This window comes from Micromonospora sp. NPDC002389 (assembly GCF_040296095.1).
Classification (GTDB): domain Bacteria; phylum Actinomycetota; class Actinomycetes; order Mycobacteriales; family Micromonosporaceae; genus Micromonospora.
Genome location: NZ_JBEOWP010000002.1, coordinates 192,925 through 209,107 on the forward strand (window position 1 = coordinate 192,925; position 16,183 = coordinate 209,107).

General features: G+C 73.1%; 19 protein-coding genes. 8 read left to right on the forward strand and 11 right to left on the reverse strand.

Features of this window, described 5'->3' with window-relative positions; all coding sequences use genetic code 11:
• Window positions 1–6: 6 nt before the first annotated feature.
• Window positions 7–90, forward strand: coding sequence for a TetR family transcriptional regulator (locus tag ABT008_RS04105; RefSeq protein WP_350694059.1), 84 nt, complete (start codon window positions 7–9; stop codon window positions 88–90).
• On the opposite strand, the gene ABT008_RS04110 is transcribed toward ABT008_RS04105, so the two are convergent.
• Entirely contained in the window at window positions 87–833 is a 747-nt protein-coding gene (locus ABT008_RS04110) for a toast rack family protein (protein ID WP_350693466.1), read from the reverse strand. The two genes, ABT008_RS04105 and ABT008_RS04110, sit on opposite strands and share 4 nt — an antisense overlap.
• Window positions 834–958: 125 nt before the next feature.
• A complete protein-coding gene (locus ABT008_RS04115; RefSeq protein WP_350693467.1) occupies window positions 959–2,206 on the reverse strand; it encodes a family 16 glycosylhydrolase in 1,248 nt (415 codons plus the stop codon).
• 190 nt (window positions 2,207–2,396) lie between these two features.
• On the opposite strand from ABT008_RS04115, the gene ABT008_RS04120 reads away from it, so the two are divergent.
• Window positions 2,397–3,122 (forward strand): Clp protease N-terminal domain-containing protein, encoded by a 726-nt coding sequence (locus ABT008_RS04120; RefSeq protein WP_350693469.1) that lies wholly within the window; start codon window positions 2,397–2,399, stop codon window positions 3,120–3,122.
• A gap of 4 nt (window positions 3,123–3,126) precedes the next feature.
• Here ABT008_RS04120 and ABT008_RS04125 read toward each other — a convergent pair whose 3' ends face one another.
• Together ABT008_RS04125 and ABT008_RS04130 are read right to left on the reverse strand one after the other, a co-directional pair.
• On the reverse strand, window positions 3,127–3,645 hold the full coding sequence (locus tag ABT008_RS04125) for a hypothetical protein (RefSeq protein ID WP_350693470.1): 519 nt from the start codon (window positions 3,643–3,645) through the stop codon (window positions 3,127–3,129).
• Window positions 3,646–3,752: 107 nt separating this feature from the next.
• A complete protein-coding gene (locus ABT008_RS04130) occupies window positions 3,753–3,935 on the reverse strand; it encodes a DNA repair protein (protein ID WP_350693472.1) in 183 nt (60 codons plus the stop codon).
• 168 nt (window positions 3,936–4,103) lie between these two features.
• On the opposite strand from ABT008_RS04130, the gene ABT008_RS04135 reads away from it, so the two are divergent.
• A complete protein-coding gene (locus tag ABT008_RS04135) occupies window positions 4,104–4,763 on the forward strand; it encodes a GNAT family N-acetyltransferase (protein WP_350693473.1) in 660 nt (219 codons plus the stop codon).
• Between the two features lie 204 nt (window positions 4,764–4,967).
• On the opposite strand, the gene ABT008_RS04140 is transcribed toward ABT008_RS04135, so the two are convergent.
• Window positions 4,968–6,437 (reverse strand): glycoside hydrolase family 3 protein, encoded by a 1,470-nt coding sequence (locus tag ABT008_RS04140; RefSeq protein WP_350693475.1) that lies wholly within the window; start codon window positions 6,435–6,437, stop codon window positions 4,968–4,970.
• Between the two features lie 162 nt (window positions 6,438–6,599).
• Here ABT008_RS04140 and ABT008_RS04145 point away from each other — a divergent pair, with 162 nt between their 5' ends.
• Window positions 6,600–7,775, forward strand: a complete 1,176-nt coding sequence (locus tag ABT008_RS04145) for an ROK family transcriptional regulator (RefSeq protein ID WP_350693476.1) — start codon at window positions 6,600–6,602, stop codon at window positions 7,773–7,775.
• 76 nt (window positions 7,776–7,851) lie between these two features.
• Here the strand turns inward: ABT008_RS04145 and ABT008_RS04150 are convergent, their stop codons facing one another.
• Window positions 7,852–8,862, reverse strand: coding sequence for an ABC transporter permease subunit (locus ABT008_RS04150; protein ID WP_350693478.1), 1,011 nt, complete (start codon window positions 8,860–8,862; stop codon window positions 7,852–7,854).
• Window positions 8,859–9,866 (reverse strand): ABC transporter ATP-binding protein, encoded by a 1,008-nt coding sequence (locus tag ABT008_RS04155; RefSeq protein ID WP_350693479.1) that lies wholly within the window; start codon window positions 9,864–9,866, stop codon window positions 8,859–8,861. Before ABT008_RS04155 ends, ABT008_RS04150 begins: the two co-directional genes overlap by 4 nt.
• 97 nt (window positions 9,867–9,963) lie before the next feature.
• Here ABT008_RS04155 and ABT008_RS04160 point away from each other — a divergent pair, with 97 nt between their 5' ends.
• Both ABT008_RS04160 and ABT008_RS04165 read left to right on the forward strand, forming a co-directional pair.
• The gene (locus tag ABT008_RS04160) at window positions 9,964–10,806 is read left to right on the forward strand and encodes an ABC transporter ATP-binding protein (protein WP_350693480.1); all 843 of its coding nucleotides are present in this window, start codon (window positions 9,964–9,966) and stop codon (window positions 10,804–10,806) included.
• Window positions 10,807–10,886: 80 nt separating this feature from the next.
• Window positions 10,887–11,786 carry a ribokinase gene (locus tag ABT008_RS04165; RefSeq protein WP_350693482.1) on the forward strand — a complete coding sequence of 300 codons (900 nt, stop codon included), beginning with the start codon at window positions 10,887–10,889 and terminating at the stop codon, window positions 11,784–11,786.
• Here the strand turns inward: ABT008_RS04165 and ABT008_RS04170 are convergent.
• The gene (locus ABT008_RS04170; RefSeq protein ID WP_350693484.1) at window positions 11,768–12,808 is read right to left on the reverse strand and encodes a helix-turn-helix domain-containing protein; all 1,041 of its coding nucleotides are present in this window, start codon (window positions 12,806–12,808) and stop codon (window positions 11,768–11,770) included. The genes ABT008_RS04165 and ABT008_RS04170 overlap by 19 nt on opposite strands.
• 71 nt (window positions 12,809–12,879) lie before the next feature.
• On the opposite strand from ABT008_RS04170, the gene ABT008_RS04175 reads away from it, so the two are divergent.
• Window positions 12,880–13,356: a rhodanese-like domain-containing protein gene (locus tag ABT008_RS04175; RefSeq protein ID WP_350693486.1), complete on the forward strand. Its 477-nt coding sequence runs from the start codon at window positions 12,880–12,882 to the stop codon at window positions 13,354–13,356.
• A gap of 42 nt (window positions 13,357–13,398) precedes the next feature.
• Here ABT008_RS04175 and ABT008_RS04180 read toward each other — a convergent pair whose 3' ends face one another.
• From ABT008_RS04180 to ABT008_RS04190, 3 genes are all read right to left on the reverse strand, one after another.
• Window positions 13,399–14,217 (reverse strand): hypothetical protein, encoded by an 819-nt coding sequence (locus ABT008_RS04180; RefSeq protein WP_350693488.1) that lies wholly within the window; start codon window positions 14,215–14,217, stop codon window positions 13,399–13,401.
• 42 nt (window positions 14,218–14,259) lie between these two features.
• A complete protein-coding gene (locus ABT008_RS04185) occupies window positions 14,260–14,742 on the reverse strand; it encodes a DUF6232 family protein (protein ID WP_350693489.1) in 483 nt (160 codons plus the stop codon).
• 78 nt (window positions 14,743–14,820) lie between these two features.
• Entirely contained in the window at window positions 14,821–15,300 is a 480-nt protein-coding gene (locus ABT008_RS04190) for a DUF6232 family protein (protein ID WP_350693491.1), read from the reverse strand.
• A 100-nt stretch (window positions 15,301–15,400) separates the two neighbouring features.
• Here ABT008_RS04190 and ABT008_RS04195 point away from each other — a divergent pair, with 100 nt between their 5' ends.
• Complete coding sequence (locus ABT008_RS04195) at window positions 15,401–16,174, forward strand: enoyl-CoA hydratase/isomerase family protein (RefSeq protein WP_350693492.1); 774 nt, start codon at window positions 15,401–15,403, stop codon at window positions 16,172–16,174.
• Window positions 16,175–16,183: the final 9 nt, after the last annotated feature.

Here is a 16,183-nt window from a genome sequence, read left to right on the forward strand (position 1 = left end):
GCCGCGCTGCTGCGGATCGCCGGCGAGCGTGGGCTGCACGCCGCGAGCATGCGCACGGTGGCCGCGCAGGCGGGCGTCTCGGTCGGCTAGCCGTCGCCGTCGGTGCGGTCGACGGTGAGGCTGGAGACGCCGGAGGTGGCGTCGATGTCGTAGCGGTCGGTGGCCGACTCCCACTCCGGTGGCGTCAGCACCGTGCCGCCGGCCACACCGGACTGGGTGGACCCGTCGACGGTGACCGATCCGGCGCCGCCGCCCGCGCGTACCCGCACCGGGGCGTCACCGGCCAGGCGGACGACGACCTGGTTCGCCCCGCCGCTGAGGATGGTCCGCTGGGTGCCCTCGGCCGGCGGGAGGGTCAAATCGATCCGGCTCGCCCCGGCGGTGAACTCGACGTCGCCGAGCTGGGTGCCACGGAGGTCGAGGTGCTGTTCCTTGGCGCCGCCGCCGAGCCGGAGATGCCAGCGTACGGAGTGGTGCAGCACCACCTCGACGATGGCCGGTCCGTCCTGACCGGTGCCGCGCAGGCTGGTGAGCACGTTGCCGTCGGTGAGGGAGACCGCGGGTCGCACGCCCGCGTCGCGGGGCGTCGACACCCGGTACGCGTCCTCGCCGAGGTCGTCGGTGCGCAGCCGGACCACGTCGGCGCCGTCGAGTAGGACGAAGGTGGCCTCCCGCAGGTCGTCGGCGCTGCCGGTGACGACGTGCCCGGCCCGGCCGTCGCCGCGCACCGTGACCCAGGTCCAGGCGGAGACCAGCACCACCACCAGGACCAGCAGTGCTCCGCCGAGCCACCACCAGAACCGTCGCCCGTCGGTCGCTTGAGCGTTCTCCACGTCGCCTCCCGTACCTCGGTGACCGCAGTGGGCTACTACCCGCCGGGCCTGTCACCGACTCTTACGGCTGGGACGGCGCGTGGGCTCACCGCCGACGGCGGTGAGCCCACAGGTACCGCTTGCGGTCAGGCGCGGGACCACTTCTGGTTGGCGGTGCCGGCGCAGTCCCAGAGTTGTAGGCGGCCGCCGTTGTTCGGGTTGTTCTCCCGGACGTCGACGCACCGGTTCGCGCTGAGGTTCACCAGGTCACCGGCGGGGCTGAGGGTGAACCGTTGGGCTGGGTTGCCGTTGCAGGCGACCAGGTTGACCTCGGTGCCGTTGGCGGTGCCGGCCCAGGCTGGGTCCATGCACTTGCCCATGGCGCGCACGGTGCCGTCGGCGGCGAAGGTCCACGCCTGGGCGGCGGTGGTGTTGCAGTCCCAGATCTGCAACGGCGCCCCGTCGTACGGGTTGGCGCTGGGGATGTCGATGCACCGTCCACTCTGCTGGCCCCGGATCCGGGTGGTGCCGGTGTTGCCGTCCGGGACGTAGCCGTAGACCCGCACGTAGTCGACGAGCATCTGCTGCGGGAACTGGGTGCTGCCGTCCGGGTAGCCGGGCCAGTTGCCGCCCACCGCGACGTTGAGGATCATGAAGAACGGGTGGTCGAAGACCCAGCGGTTGCCGCCGAGCCGGCTCGGGTCGACGCGGAAGAACTCCTGGCCGTCGAGGTACCAGCGGATGCTGTTCGGTTCCCAGTCGACCCGGTAGGTGTGGAAGGCGTCGGCAAGCGGCTGCCCGATGACGCGGCTGCCGGTGATCCCGCCACCACCGGAGTAACCCGGCCCGTGGATGGTCCCGTGCACGGTGTTCGGCTCGCGACCGATGTTCTCCATGATGTCGATCTCGCCGGAGGCCGGCCAGCCGACGTTGCCGAAGTCGTTGCCGAGCATCCAGAAGGCCGGCCAGATGCCCTGGCCGCGAGGGATCTTGATGCGGGCCTCGAACCGGCCGTACGCCTGGCTGAAGGTGGCGGCGGTGAGCAGGCGGGCCGAGGTGTACTCGCACCGACCGTAGTGGCACTGGTAGTTGGCCGGGTTCTCCCGGCGCGCGGTGATGACCAGGTTGCCCTGCCCGTCGTGCACCGCGTTGCTGGTGCTGTTGGTGTAGTACTGCCGCTCGTTGTTACCCCAGCCGTGGCCGCCGATGTCGAAGCGCCACTTGGACTGGTCGACCGGCGTGCCGGCCGGGGCGTTGAACTCGTCCTGCCAGGTGAGTCCGCCGATGGCGGCGGCGGCCGGTGCGGCGGTCACGGGGACGACGAGCAGGCTGGCGACGACCGCCGCGGCGAGGACGGCGGCGCTCCTTCGGAGCCTGCGGGAGATGGTGGACACGATGGGTCTCCTTGGGGTGGGCGGATGAGGCTGGCGCCCCGGCGAGGAGGGGAGAGCGCTCTCCACATCGCAGTCTGTCGATTTCAACAGATTTAGTCAAGGTTGTTAACAGCGATCATGGCGAGGGGCGACTCTCGGTGATCGTCAACTTGTGGTTGACGGTGGCGAGCCGTCAACCTACGGTTGACGCATGACGAATCCCGCCCAGATGAACAATCCCGTCCGGCTCGACGACCTGATCCAGGCCATCAAGCAGGCCCACCCCGACGCTCTCGACCAACTCACCGGCGCGGTCATGGTCGCCGACCACATCGGTGACGTCGCCGACCACCTCATCGGTCACTTCGTGGACCAGGCCCGCCGCTCCGGCGCCTCCTGGACCGACATCGGCCGCAGCATGGGGGTGAGCAAGCAGGCCGCGCAGAAGCGCTTCGTGGCCAAGAGTGACGCCGGGCCGATCGACCCGCAGCAGGGGTTCAACCGCTTCACCCCGCGCGCCCGCAACGTGGTGATGGCCTCGCAGAACGAGGCCCGCGCCGCCGGTAACGCCGAGATCGGCCCGGCGCACCTGGTGCTCGGGCTACTCGCCGAGCCGGAGGGGCTGGCCGTGAAGGTGCTGGCCGCCGGGGGCGTGACGGTCGAGGCGGTACGCGAGGCGGCCACCGCCGCGCTGCCGCCGTCCGTGGGCGAGGTGCCGGATCTGATCCCGTACGACGCGGCCGGCAAGAAGGCGCTGGAGCTGACCTTCCGCGAGGCGTTGCGCCTCGGGCACAACTACATCGGCACCGAGCACATCCTGCTGGCGCTGCTGGAGCAGGAGGACGGCGAGGGTGTGCTGACCGGCCTCGGCGTGGACAAGGCCGCCGTGGAGGCGGGCACCGCGGCGGCCCTGGCCAAGCTCCGGGTGTTCGAGTAGCGGATCAGGATGCGGTGGGGAAGCCGTACCGGTCGGCGTGCTCCGGGTCCTCCGGCTCGATCTGGCGCAGGCCTGCGTCGGCGAGGCGCTTGTTGACCTCGTCCAGATGCTCGCGCACCAGCCGGGCCTCCTCCTCGGTGACCCGCCCCCGGTGCGGCTTTCCGGCGTGCTCGATGGTGCCGTAGTCGATCTTCTCGGTGGCGCGCCGCGCCTTCGGTGGGCGTACCCGCTCGGCGGTCTTGAGCAGTTGGGCCATCGGCATGTCGGTGGCCATCGCGTCGAACTCGCTCGCGGTCAGCACCACCCGACGCGGCTCACCGTTGCCGTGCCGGTCGTGGATCTCGACCACCGCCACGTCCAGCGCGGCGTCGTCGAGGCTCTCCACCTCCACCGGCGTCGCGTCCAACTGCACGGGCCCGGCCACCAGGTCAGGATGCTCGACGACGACGACGCGGACCGCCTCGTCGTCGGGGCCCAGCACCGTGCCGCTGAAGTCGGAGACGCGGATCGTCTTCTTGCCCATGTGCGCAGTTGCTCCCGTCGTGACCTGTCGGAGGACCAGCAGACGTTACCCGACAGGTGTGCGAAAGGACGCGCTGGCTCGCCGGGCCGCCCCGGGTGCGGATGGCCTCAGAGGGTGTTGAGGGGGCTGCGGGAGGAGTAGCCCGCCGGCAGCTCGTTCAGATCGTGCCAGGAGAGTGTGCCGAGGTCGGCGCGGTGACCGCGGTACGAGGGCTGGCCCGGGAAGCGTTCGGCGCACCCCAGTGCCCGTCGGGTGTCCTGCGCGGAGCGGTCATTCGGCTGAATCGGCATGTCCCCCACCGTTCCAAAGAAAGTTGTCCATGTATGGAAATGGATATGACGGTTGGTCGATGGATCGGGTTCCCGGACGAGGCGTTGGTCACCCGATCGGTACCGCCGCGCGGAGCGCCCGTCGTACCGTGATCGGTGGAGGCCGGAGCGACGCTGCGGAGGTGGACCATGCTCGACCGGCGGCTCCACCTGCACCTGGCGACCTGGCTCGGGCAGTGGCCGGCGGGTCCCGGGCTGCACGTGGTGTGCTCCACCCGGCGCGCCCGCCCGGCCTGGGACGGCCGGTTGCGGCCGGCCGTCGCGATCACCGCCGGTGCGAGCACCGTGCTCTCGGTGGCCCCGGACCGGGTCGCGGCGGTACGCGAGCTGGCCCGGCGGCCGGAGTCGCTGCCGGACGCGTTGCCGGCGGCGGTCGGCCATCCGAGCTGGGTGGTGCACGACGACGTGTTCCGCTGGAGCGTCGCCCCCGCGCCCCTGCCCGACGTCGGTGAGTGGGTGCCGTCCGGCGCCGCCGGCCTGCCGTCCTGGTTACGCCTGTTCGACCGTCCGGTCCTGGTGGTGCGGGACGGCCGGGGCCGCTACCTGGCCGGCGTCGGCGTCAAGCGGCACGACCGGCACGGGCACGAGTTGGCGGTGGGCACGGTGCCGGCCGCCCGGGGGCGCGGGCTGGCCCGACGGCTGGTGGCCCAGGCCGCGCGTCGGGTGCTCGCGGACGGCGCGGTGCCGACCTATCTGCACGCCCGGGACAACGCCGCCTCGGCCCGGGTGGCGGAGGCGGCGGGCTTTCCCGACCGGGGCTGGCGATCGTACGGCGTCTATCCCGGCTGATCGTCGACCTGACGGCAGGGCGCGGACCGTGAATCCCGGGCCGGATCCACGGTCCGCAGCCTCCCCCCAGGCCCACGTGCGGCTCGATGCGATCACGCTACGTATCCGGCTGGTGGTCGGCAAGTAGCCACCGCGTGGTCCGTGGTGTCGAAAAGTGGACTTGACCTGGCCGGACAGGTCGACGCGGATCGGCTGCGGGGTGACTCAGCGTATGGCTCCGGTGTGTCCGGTCAGACCCAGCGCCTCGGCCGCGGCCCGCCCGTTGGCGTGGCTGGCGCCGAAGGTGGTGACGAAGGCCTGGACGCCGGCCGGTCGCCAGGCAGCCGGCCACCCCATCTCGACCACCGCCACCGGATGCGTGGCGGCCAGCGCGGCGGCCAGTTCCGGGCCGCCGGGCAGGCGGTGCAGGTGGCGGCCGACCAACACGATCGGTCGGGTGCCGGCCCGGCGACGCAACGCCTCCGGGTCGGCCTCGGCCGCCACCACCCGGATCTCCTCGGTGCCGTCGAGGTGCGGGCCGAGCCCCCACGGCACCCGCCCCTCGGCGATGGTCGAGCGGGCGTGCAACTGCACCACCAGTGGCTGGTCCAGCCCGGCCAGGATGCCCTCCACCCGGACCGCCCGGCGCGCGGCGGCGTACCCCAGACCGTCCGGGACAGTGATCTCCGGGCGCGTGGTCCGGGTCCAGGCGGCGAGGGCGGTGACGCGGTCGGCGGCCTGCTCCACCCGGGCGCGGTCGAGCCGGCCGTCCCCGAGCGCGGCGACGATCTCGGCGGCGACGGTCTCGACCAGGTCCGCGTCGACCGCGGCGCCGATGCAGAGCAGGTCGGCTCCGGCGGCCAGCGCCCGCACCGCACCCGGTGCGATGCCGCCGGCGGCCAGGGTGGCGCCCCGCATCTCCAGCGCATCGGTGACCACGACGCCGTCGAAGCCGTACCGGTCGCGCAGCAGGTCGGTCAGGACGGCGCGGCTGAAGGTGGCCGGCAGGTCGCCGGTGAGCGCGGGGACCCGGATGTGTGCGGACATCACCGCCTTCGCCCCGGCGGCGATCACCGCGGCGAACGGTGGCAGGTCGCGTTGGCGCAGGAGATCGGGCGACGCGTCCACGGTGGGCAACTCGTGGTGGGAGTCGGCGATCGTCGCGCCGTGGCCGGGGAAGTGCTTGGCGCAGGCGGCCACCCCGGCGGCCTGGAGCCCGGTGGTCGCCGCCGCCGAGTGGGCGGCGACCCGGACCGGGTCGGCCCCGAACGAGCGGGTGCCGATGACCGGGTTGTCGTCGGCGCTGTTGACGTCGACGGTGGGCGCCAGGTTGACGGTGATGCCCAGGTCGGCCAGCTCCGCGCCGATGGCGTGATAGACCCGGCGGGTGAGGGCCACGTCGCCGATCGCGCCGAGCGCCGCGTTGCCCGGGTACGGGCTGCCGGTGGCGTGCGCCAGCCGGGTGACGTCGCCGCCCTCCTCGTCGACGGCGATCAGCACGTCGGACCGTCCGTCCCGCAGCGCGGCCGTGGCGGTCGCCACCTGTTCGGGTCGGTGGATGTTGGTGCCGAACAGGGTGTGTCCGGCCAGCCCTTCGGCGACCAGCTCGACCGCCCAGTCGGGCGGGACCGGCCCCGGGTACGCGGCCAGCAGGGTGCCCAGCGCCAACCGGCGGAGTCCTGGATCGATCCCCACGGGGTGTCTCCTCTCGGTGCCGGCCGGTGCGGATCTCGTACCGGGTCGGCCGAGAGCCCTGCTTCCACCCGGCCGATACGCTACGGCTACCCGTTCCAAGGTCGGTTTACTGTTACCAATGCTAGATAGTTAGCAAAGTTTACTAATACATGAGGACATGGCATGAGTGCGACCCGGCTGCCCGGCACCCCACGTCTGTTGCGCGCCCTCAACGACCGTGCGGCGCTGGAACTGCTGCTGGAACAGGGGCCGCTGACCCGGGCTCGGATAGGCGAGCTGACCGGCCTGTCCAAGGTCACCGCCTCCCAGCTCGTGGAGCGGCTGGAGGAGCGTGGCCTGGTCGCCCGGGTGGGTGAGCAGGCCGGCGGGCGGGGGCCGAACGCCCAGCTCTATGCGGTGCGACCGGGCAGCGCGCACGTGGTCGGCGTGGACGTCGGCCCGGAGCGGGTGGTGGCCGCCTGCGCCGACATCACCGGCGCGGTGATCGGTCGGGTCGAGCAGTCCACCCGGGACACCGACGACCCGGTCGGCGTGGTGCACAACGCGGTGGTGCAGGTGGCGGGCAGCGCCGGTGCGCACCTGTCGAGCGTACGGCGGATCGTGCTCGGCACCCCCGGCCTGGTCGACCCGGGCACCGGCGACATCACCTTCGCGTTCAACCTGCCGCGCTGGCACCGGGGCCTGCTCGCCGCGCTCCGCGACGACCTGGACACCCCGGTGGTCTTCGAGAACGACGTGAACCTGGCCGCGGTGGCCGAGGCGCAGTCCGGCGCGGCCCAGGGCGTATCGGACTTCGTGCTGGTCTGGGTCGGTGCCGGCGTCGGTCTGGCGATCATGCTGGGCGGCCGGCTGCACCACGGCAGCAGCGGCGCGGCCGGTGAGATCGGCTACCTGCCGGTGCCCGGCGCGCCCATCCCGCGCGACGTCTCCCGGCGGGCCAAGCCGGCGTTCCAGCAGGTGGCCGGTGCCGACGCGGTCCGTGCGCTGGCCCGCGAGCACGGCTACCCGGACACCGAGGCGGCCGACGCGGTCCGCGCCGCGATCGCCGACGGCACCGCCGGGGGGCCGATGCTCGACGAGGTGGCCCGTCGGCTGGCCCTGGGCGTGGCGAGCACCTGCGTGGTGCTGGACCCGCCGCTGGTGGTGCTCGCCGGTGAGGTGGGTCGCGCCGGTGGGGCGGCGTTGGCCGAGCGGGTGCAGCACGAGGTGGCCGCCATCACGCTGGTCCGCCCCCGGGTGGTCGCCACCGGGCTGGCCGAGGAGCCGATCCTGCACGGCGCGTTGCGTACCGCGCTGGACGCCGTCCGGGACGAGGTCTTCGGCTCCACGGTCGGCTGAGAAGCCGTCCATGTGAAGAAATTCTTCAGCACTGGACCGGAGGTGGCAAGGAGTCGCCGCCTCCGGTTCCCGGTGCTCAGGTCAGGTCGCGACGCCGGAACAGCGCGAACGCCGCCAGGGTGAGCCCGCCGGTGAGCGACAGCAGCACGGCCAGGGCCGGCCGCCAGGTCAGCGTGTAGAGACCGTCGCAGTAGCCGGAGAGCAGGCTGGTGCAGGCGCTGTCGTCCCAGAGCTCGACCTGCCCGGTGAGCCACGCCCAGACGTAGCTGGTCAGCATGAGCTGGTCGGGCCGGGCCGCCCCGACGATCTCCAGCACGATCCGGCCGCCCAGCTCCCACACCACCAGGTACCCGGCCACCGCCCCGAGCGCCGCCGAGGTGTGCCGGCCCATCGTGGCGACGGCGAAGCCGATCGCCGTGGCCAGCAGCACCAGCACCAGGCCCCGACCCCAGATCGCGCCCAATCCGCTCCAGAAAGCCGGGTTCGTCGGGCCGGGATGACCGGCCAGTTGGGCGATCAACCAGAAGGTGACCAGGTAGGCCGCCGAGGCGAGCAGGGACAACGCCAGCACCGCACCGAGCAGCGTGCCGAGCTTGGTGCCCAGCACCGTCATCCGGCGCGGTCGCCACAGCAGCAGGTTCACCACCCCGCCGGAGTTCAGGTCGGCGCCGATCGCCGAGGCCCCCACCAGGAAACCGAACAGCACCAGGAACGCCACGAGGAAGAACAGCAGCGGCTCGGCCTGCCGGGTGAAGGTGAACACGCCGCTGAGGTAGTCGGCGGCCACCGGCAACCGGTCCATCCGTGCCGGATCGACCTCGCTGCAGTCGGACGGCAGGTAGTCGTCGTTGTCCCGGGGGTGCTCGCCCCGCTGCCGGGCCAGACACCGGTCGTACTCCAACTCCAGGCTGCGTCGGTCGTCGGCGGCCTGCTGCTGGGCCGCGGCCAACTCGGCCGGGCTGGGACTGTGCGAACCGACGATCGTGGTGCCGGCGGTGACCACGAAGGCCAGCGCCAGCAACGCCACCATGAGCTGGACGAAACGGCGGGCGGCCAACCGCTCCGCCTCGGCACGGATCAGGTTCACGCGCCCACCTCCCGGATCCCGAGGTCGATCTCCCGACCGACGGTGGGGTCGTCCGCCGTGCCGTCCACCTGTCGGGGCACCCCCGCAGGCCCCGGTGCGCCGGTCAGATCCAGGAAGACGCTCTCCAGATCCGGGCGCAGCGGAGTCAGCTCGCGTACCCAGACGCCCTGCTCGCCCAGCGTCCGGTTGACCACCGCCGGATCCGGTACCCCGCCCACCACCAGGTGGTCGGCGTGCCCGGTGACCGCCAGTCCGGCGGCCGCCAGCAACTCCTCGGCCCGGGCCAGGTCGTCGGCGCGGACCAGGCACTCGTGCCGGTCGTGGCCGGCGAGCACCTCCGCCACCGGCCCGCTGGCGGCCCGCCGACCTCGCGAGATGATCGTGACGTGGTCACAGATCACCTGGATCTCGGCCAGGATGTGGCTGGACACCAGCACGGTCACCCCGCGTTCGGCCAGCGCTCGCATCAGATCGCGCATCTCCCGGATGCCCGCCGGGTCCAGCCCGTTCGCCGGCTCGTCGAGGATCAGCAGCTCCGGTCGCTTGAGCAGCGCCGAGGCCACCGCCAGTCGCTGCTTCATGCCCAGCGAGTAGCCCTTGACCCGCTCGTGCGCCCGGTCGAGCAGGCCGACCTGCGACAGCACGTCGTCGACCCGGGTGACCGGTACGTCACCGGCCAGCGCGAGCAACCGCAGCGTGCGGTACGCGGTGAAGTTGCCGAAGAACTGCGGACTCTCCACGATCGCGCCCACCCGGCCCGCCACCTGTGGCAACTGCTCCGGCGCGGCGGCACCCAGCACCCGCATCCGGCCCTGGTCGGCGCGGACCAGCCCGAGCAGCGCCCGCAACGTGGTCGTCTTGCCCGACCCGTTCGGACCGAGGAACCCGTGCACCTGACCGGCCTCGACCAGCAGGTCGAAGCCGTCGACCGCGACGCGGCTGCCCCGGCGCAGGCTACGGAAGGTCTTCCGCAGACCCTCGATCTCGATGACCGCACTCGTCATGAGCCGCCCTTCGGGTGAGGAATGACACGGCGCCTCACCCTACGGCCGGCGCGTACGCCCGTGGGGGCAGCCCGCTGCTGCGTGGTTGGATGGGCGGGTGACTGGTGACCTGATCCCTGGCGCCGGTGGCGCCACCCCCGCCCCCTCACCCGTGGACGCGGATCTGGTGGTCAGCCTCGACGGCGTCTCCGTACGCCGGTCCGGCACCGCCCTGCTGCACGATGTGGACTGGCGGGTCGAGCTGGACGAACGCTGGGTGGTGCTGGGCCCCAACGGCGCCGGCAAGACCACGTTGCTCAACCTCGCCGCCGGGCGGCTGCACCCGACCACCGGCACGGCGCACGTGCTGGGCGAGCGGATCGGCCGCACCGACGTGACCGAGCTGCGTACCCGCATCGGGCTCACCACCGCCGCGCTCGCCGAGCGTCTGCCCGCCGACGAGCGGGCCGTCGACGTGGTGATGACCGCCGCCTGGTCGGTGGTGGGCCGCTGGCGGGAGAGCTACGACCCGGCCGACGAGTCCCGCGCCCGGGCGCTGCTCGACCAGCTCGGTGTCGGCGCGCTGACCGACCGGACGTACGGCACGCTGTCCGATGGCGAGCGCAAGCGGGTGCAGATTGCCCGGGCGCTGATGACCGACCCGGAGCTGCTGCTGCTGGACGAACCGGCGGCCGGGCTCGACCTCGGTGGCCGGGAGGACCTGGTGGGCCGCCTCGCCGAGCTGGCCCAGGACCCGGACGCCCCGGCGTTGGTGCTCGTCACGCACCACGTGGAGGAGATCCCGCCCGGCTTCACCCACGCGCTGCTGCTGCGCGACGGTGCCGTGATGGCCCAGGGGCTGCTGGAGAACACCCTCACCGCCGACAACCTGACCAAGACCTTCGGCCTGCCGCTGCTGGTCGAACGCCACGGCGAGCGCTACACCGCTCGCGCCGCGTGAAAGGAGGGGTCCCCTGCTAACGCCTGCGGTATAGCAGGGGACCCCTCCTTACACACACGAGCCAGCCGCAGGAGGCTTCCGTGCGCCAGACCCGGGTCGTCGTGGTGGGCAGCGCGAACATGGACCTGGTCGCCACCGCGCCGGCCCTACCCCGGCCGGGGGAGACCACGCTCGGCACCGACTTCGTCATGGTCCCCGGCGGCAAGGGGGCCAACCAGGCCATCGCCGCCGCCCGCGCCGGTGCCGCCTGCACCTTCCTCGGCGCGATCGGGTCCGACTCGTTCGGGGTGACCCTGCGGGCCCGGATCACCGCCGCCGGGGTCGACGCCAGTCACCTCCGCACCAGCTACGGCGCCTCCGGGGTGGCACTGGTCATGGTCAACGCCGAGGGTGAGAACGCCATCCTGGTGACGCCGGGCGCGAACGGCTCGATGACCGCGCTCACCGAAGCCGAACTGGCCGCCGTACGCGACGCGGACGTGCTGGTGGCCCAGTTGGAGATCCCGGTCGAGACGGTGACCGAGGCGGCGGTGGCCGCCAAGGACGCCGGCACCCGGGTGGTGCTGAACGCCGCGCCGGCCATTGCGTTGCCACCGGAACTCCTGGCCGCCGTGGACCTGCTGGTGGTCAACGAGAACGAGGCACAGACGTACACCGGGCGGGGCCGGGACGAGCCGCAGGCACTGCTCGACCTGGTGCCCCGGGCGGTGCTCACCCTGGGCGGGCAGGGCGCCTGGTACGGGGACCGGGAGGGCACCGCCGTGCACGTGCCGGCCGTGCCGGTGGACACGGTGGACTCGACCGCCGCCGGTGACGCGTTCACCGCCGCACTCGCGGTGGCCTGGGGCGAGGGCCGGGACCTGGTCGACGCGGTCCGCTGGGCGGCGGCGGCCGGCGCGGCCTGCGTCCGCCGGCTCGGCGCGAGCGTGTCGCTGCCGCACCGGGCCGAGATCGACCAGCTCTACGTCCCGGCACCCTGACCGGCACGGCCGTTGCGGCGTCCGCCGCCGGGGTCGGTCGCGCGCGCCGGTGCGGTGTCGCCGTCGGCGCGGAACGCCCGGCGGTACGCCGACGGCGAGGTCCGCATCGCCCGGGCGAAGTGGTGGCGATAGGTGACCGACGTGTCGAAGCCGACCGCGGCGGCGATCTCGGTGACCGGTGCGTCGCTCGTCTCCAGCAGCGCCAGGCTGGACCGGATCCGCTGGTCGATGAGCCACCGGATCGGGCTGGTGCCGGTGGCCCGGGCGAAGTGCCGCAGGTAGGTGCGCGGTGACATGTGCGCCTGCCGGGCCAGCGTCGCCACCGTCAGCGGTTCGCTCAGGTGCGCCAACGCCCAGGCGAGGCTGCCGGCGATCCGGTCGTCGTCCGGGCCGGGGGTCACCGGGGACTCGATGAACTGCGCCTGACCGCCGTCGCGGTGCGGCGGGATCACCAGCCGCCGGGCCACCGCGTTGGCCACCGCCACCCCGTGGTCCCGTCGGACCAGGTGCACGCAGAGGTCCAGGCCGGCGGCGCTGCCCGCGCTGGTGGCCACGTCCCCGTCGTCCAGGTACAGCACGTCGGGGTCCACCGTCACCTGCGGGTGGCGGCGGGCCAGCAGGTCGGCGTACCGCCAGTGGGTGGTGGCCCGACGCCCGTCCAGCAGGCCGGCGCCGGCCAGTGCGAACGCGCCGGAGCAGAGGGAGACCACCCGGGCGCCGCCCCGGTGCGCCCGGCGCAGGGCGGCGACCAGCTCGGGCGACGGGGTGCCGTGCACGTCGGGCACCCCGGGCACGATCACCGTCCCGGCGGCGGCCAGGTCGTCCAGGCCGTACGGGCTGTGCAGGGCGGCACCGCCGATCAGCGGCACCGGGCCGGGCCGCTCGGCGCAGAGCCGCAGGTCGTACCAGGGCACGCCGAGCTCGGGCCGGGGCAGCCCGAAGACCTCGGTGACGATCCCGGTCTCGAAGACCGACATCCCCGGGTACGCGAGCACGGCGACGGTGCGGTCCGCCGGAGTCATGGCGGGATGTTAGCGCAGTACGGCGTCACCGCCACTCGTCGTCGACGCCGTACCGGTCGAGGATCGGAGCCATGACCCGTGCCTTCGCCGTACCGGCCGCCGTGCCGGACGCCGCCGTCACCCACTTCCTCGCCCGGCTCCGGTACGAGACCGACGTCTCCGACGTGCACGCCGACCTGACCGCCGGGGTGCCCGATCTGGTGGTGGTCGACTCCCGGGGCGACGATGCCTGGGAACAGGGCCACCTGCCCGAGGCCCTGCACCTGCCCACCGCCCGGATCGCCGACCAGGCGGCGGCGACGGTGCCGCCCGGAGCGCGGGTGGTGACGTACTGCTGGGGTCCCGGCTGCGACGGCGCCACCCGGGCGGCGCTGGAGTTCGCCCGGCTCGGCTATGCGGTCAAGGAGATGCGCGGCGGCTACGAGTACTGGGTCCGCGAGGGCCTGCCGGTGGTCACCGGGACCGGGGTGACCCGACGGCCGGTGGACGAGCTGACCGCGCCCGCCGCGCCGATCGGCCGCCGCCCGGCCGTCGCCTGCGACTGCTGACCGTCTCCCGGCCACCGTCCGGGGCGTTCCGCCGGGGTGGGATCAGCCCACGTCGTCGCTCAGCTTCTCGCCCCGTCGACGCAGCATGCCCAGGCCGGGGATGCCGGCCACGGCGAGCTTGAGGTCCCGGGTGACGTCGAGCAGGTCGTGCAGGTCCGGGCCGACCCGGTCCAGGGTGGCCAGGATCGGCAGGACGTCCGAGGTGAGGTGCTCCCGCAGCCTCGGCAGCTCGTCGACCAGGCGGACGGCGGCGGTGACCTCCTCCTCGCTGAGCTGCTCGACGAAGTGGTTGGCCATCGGGGCGGCCCGGCGCAGCGCCGGCTCGTACGCGGCCAGCAGCTCGGCCGCGGTGGCCGCCGCCTCGGCCGCCGCGCCCACCGTGCCGGCGGCCCGCCCGGCCACCGACGTCGCGGTGTCGACAGCGCCCTCGGCCGCGCGGGCCACCCGGTCGGCGTTGGCCACCACCGTGGCGGCGGCCGTCGACACCTGCTCGGCGTTGGCCACCACCGTCGCGGCAGCGGCCGACACCCGCTCGGCCTCGCCGATCACCCGGGCCGCCGTGCCGGTCAGCTCGGTGGCCTGCTGCACGGCGGTGGTGGCCGCCGCGCTGATCACCGCCACCTCGCGGACGGCGACGTCGGCGTCGGTGAGCATCTGGTCGGTGCGCTCCAGGGTCTGCTCGACCCGGTCCACCACGCCCTCGATCCGGTCCACCACGCCGTTGATCCGGTTCAGCAGCTCCTCCACGCCGTCCAGCACCGCGAACGCGCGGGTCGGGACCGCCGCGAACGACGCGGCCTGGTCGAGGGCGGAACGGGTGAGACCGACGACCGAGGTCGGCCGGGGAAGAGGGATCGCCATGGCGTCAAGTGTGCGCCGCCCCGGCCAGCACCGCGCGGCCGGTCACCAGTGGTCGCCCTGCTGCTCGACGGCGCGCTGCACCGCCCGGTAGATCTGCCCGAACCGCAGCGCGTCGGGAGTACGCAGCACCATCACCTCCTGGCCCCGGTACTGCACCCACAGCTCGTTGACCCGGTTGCCGCGCTCGTACGAGCGGTCCAGCCAGCCGAGCGGGATCTCCAGGAACGGCACCAGCGCCAGCGCGATGACCACGCAGGCGGCGAAGACGATCAGGGCGGGCATCCACTCGCCCCGGTCCGAGGCGGACCAGGCCAGCGAGATCACGCAGACCAGCCCGACCAGTGGGGGCAGGGAGAGCAGCAGGACCAGGACGCCCCGGCCGAGCACCCGCCCCCGTACGGCGAGGGTGGTCTGTCCCTTGGCGTGCCAGACGTAGGTCACTTCGGCCATCGGGATGACGTGTCCTGCGGCCCGGATCGACTCCGACGTCACCTGCACCGTGTCGTCCCGGTAATAGAGCGCCATCACTAAGCCTAACCACCTCCGGGCGTTCCGTGTCTGTCACGCGGAGGTCAGCATCGCCTCACACGGAGTTCAGCGCGGTCAGCGACGGCGGGGCGGCCGGGCCGGTTCGTTCGCTTCCATGGCCCGTTGCACGGCGCGGTAGATCTGCCCGAACCGCAGCGCGTCCGGGGTCTGGAGCAGCCGGACCGGGTGTCCGCGCCAGCGGATCCAGACCTCCCGTTGGCGGCTGCCCCGGGCGTACGAGCGGTCGAAGTACTCGAAGAGCTGGTCGGCGATGGGCCCGGCGGCCAGGCCGATCAGCACGGAGGTGCCGATGACGGCGACGGTGACGGTCGGGGACTTGTCGAGCCAGATGCCGATGACGATGCCGATGACGGCGAAGACCAGCGGGACGACCATCGCCGCGCCGAGGGCGCCGCGTCCGGCCAGCACCCGCCAGGACAGGCTGCCCCGGTGGTGCCAGACCTCGCTGATCTCGGTCAGCGGGTATGAGTCGCCGTCGACGGTGACGGCGCGGGAGGTGACCTGAACGGACCTGTCGTCGTAGTACGTGACCATCGCGGGAACTCCGGGTGGTGGGACTGGCGGCCAGACTACGTGCCCGACCAGGTGCGCCGTAAGGTTGGCGGGCGACTTCGACGAGGAAGTGAGGCTCAGCGTGGGTGAGTTCGTGCGGCTGGAGACCAGGGACGGCATCGGCACCATCCGGTTGGATCGGCCACCGATGAACGCGCTCAACACCCAGGTGCAGGAGGAGTTGCGGGCCGCCGCATCGGCCGCCACCACCGATCCCGAGGTCCGCGCGGTCATCGTGTACGGCGGCGAGAAGGTCTTCGCGGCCGGCGCGGACATCAAGGAGATGGCCGACATGTCCTACGTGGACATGTCCGACCGGGCGGCCGACCTGTCCAGCGCGCTCGGCGCGATCGCCCGGATCCCCAAGCCGGTGGTGGCCGCGATCACCGGGTACGCCCTCGGCGGCGGCTGCGAGCTGGCGCTGGCCTGTGACTGGCGGGTGGTGGCCGAGGACGCCAAGCTCGGCCAGCCCGAGATCAAGCTCGGCATCATCCCCGGTGCCGGCGGCACCCAGCGGCTGGCCCGGCTGATCGGGCCGGCGCGGGCCAAGGATCTGATCATGTCCGGCCGGATGGTGGACGCACAGGAGGCGCTGCGGATCGGTCTGGCCGACCGGGTCGCGCCGGCCGGCGAGGTCTACGACGCGGCGGTGGCGCTGGTGCAGCCGTACCTGCGCGGCCCGGTGCAGGCGCTGCGGGCGGCGAAGCTCGCCGTGGACGGCGGCCTGGACATGGACCTGAACTCCGCCCTGGCCTGGGAGAGTCAGCTCTTCGCGGGGCTGTTCGCCACCGACGACCGGCGGGAGGGGATGGCGGCGTTCGTGGCGAAGCGGAAGCCGGACTTCACCGGTCGATGAAGATGGTTC

Bases quoted from the DNA above. Each gene is read 5' to 3' on its own strand.
- ABT008_RS04180 (WP_350693488.1), bottom strand. From the start codon at position 14,217: ATGGCGATCCCTCTTCCCCGGCCGACCTCGGTCGTCGGTCTCACCCGT.
- ABT008_RS04130 (WP_350693472.1), bottom strand. From the start codon at position 3,935: ATGCCGATTCAGCCGAATGACCGCTCCGCGCAGGACACCCGACGGGCA.
- ABT008_RS04135 (WP_350693473.1), top strand. From the start codon at position 4,104: ATGCTCGACCGGCGGCTCCACCTGCACCTGGCGACCTGGCTCGGGCAG.
- ABT008_RS04175 (WP_350693486.1), top strand. From the start codon at position 12,880: ATGACCCGTGCCTTCGCCGTACCGGCCGCCGTGCCGGACGCCGCCGTC.
- ABT008_RS04185 (WP_350693489.1), bottom strand. From the start codon at position 14,742: ATGGCGCTCTATTACCGGGACGACACGGTGCAGGTGACGTCGGAGTCG.
- ABT008_RS04190 (WP_350693491.1), bottom strand. From the start codon at position 15,300: ATGGTCACGTACTACGACGACAGGTCCGTTCAGGTCACCTCCCGCGCC.
- ABT008_RS04120 (WP_350693469.1), top strand. From the start codon at position 2,397: ATGACGAATCCCGCCCAGATGAACAATCCCGTCCGGCTCGACGACCTG.
- ABT008_RS04155 (WP_350693479.1), bottom strand. From the start codon at position 9,866: ATGACGAGTGCGGTCATCGAGATCGAGGGTCTGCGGAAGACCTTCCGT.
- ABT008_RS04170 (WP_350693484.1), bottom strand. From the start codon at position 12,808: ATGACTCCGGCGGACCGCACCGTCGCCGTGCTCGCGTACCCGGGGATG.
- ABT008_RS04145 (WP_350693476.1), top strand. From the start codon at position 6,600: ATGAGTGCGACCCGGCTGCCCGGCACCCCACGTCTGTTGCGCGCCCTC.
- ABT008_RS04125 (WP_350693470.1), bottom strand. From the start codon at position 3,645: ATGGGCAAGAAGACGATCCGCGTCTCCGACTTCAGCGGCACGGTGCTG.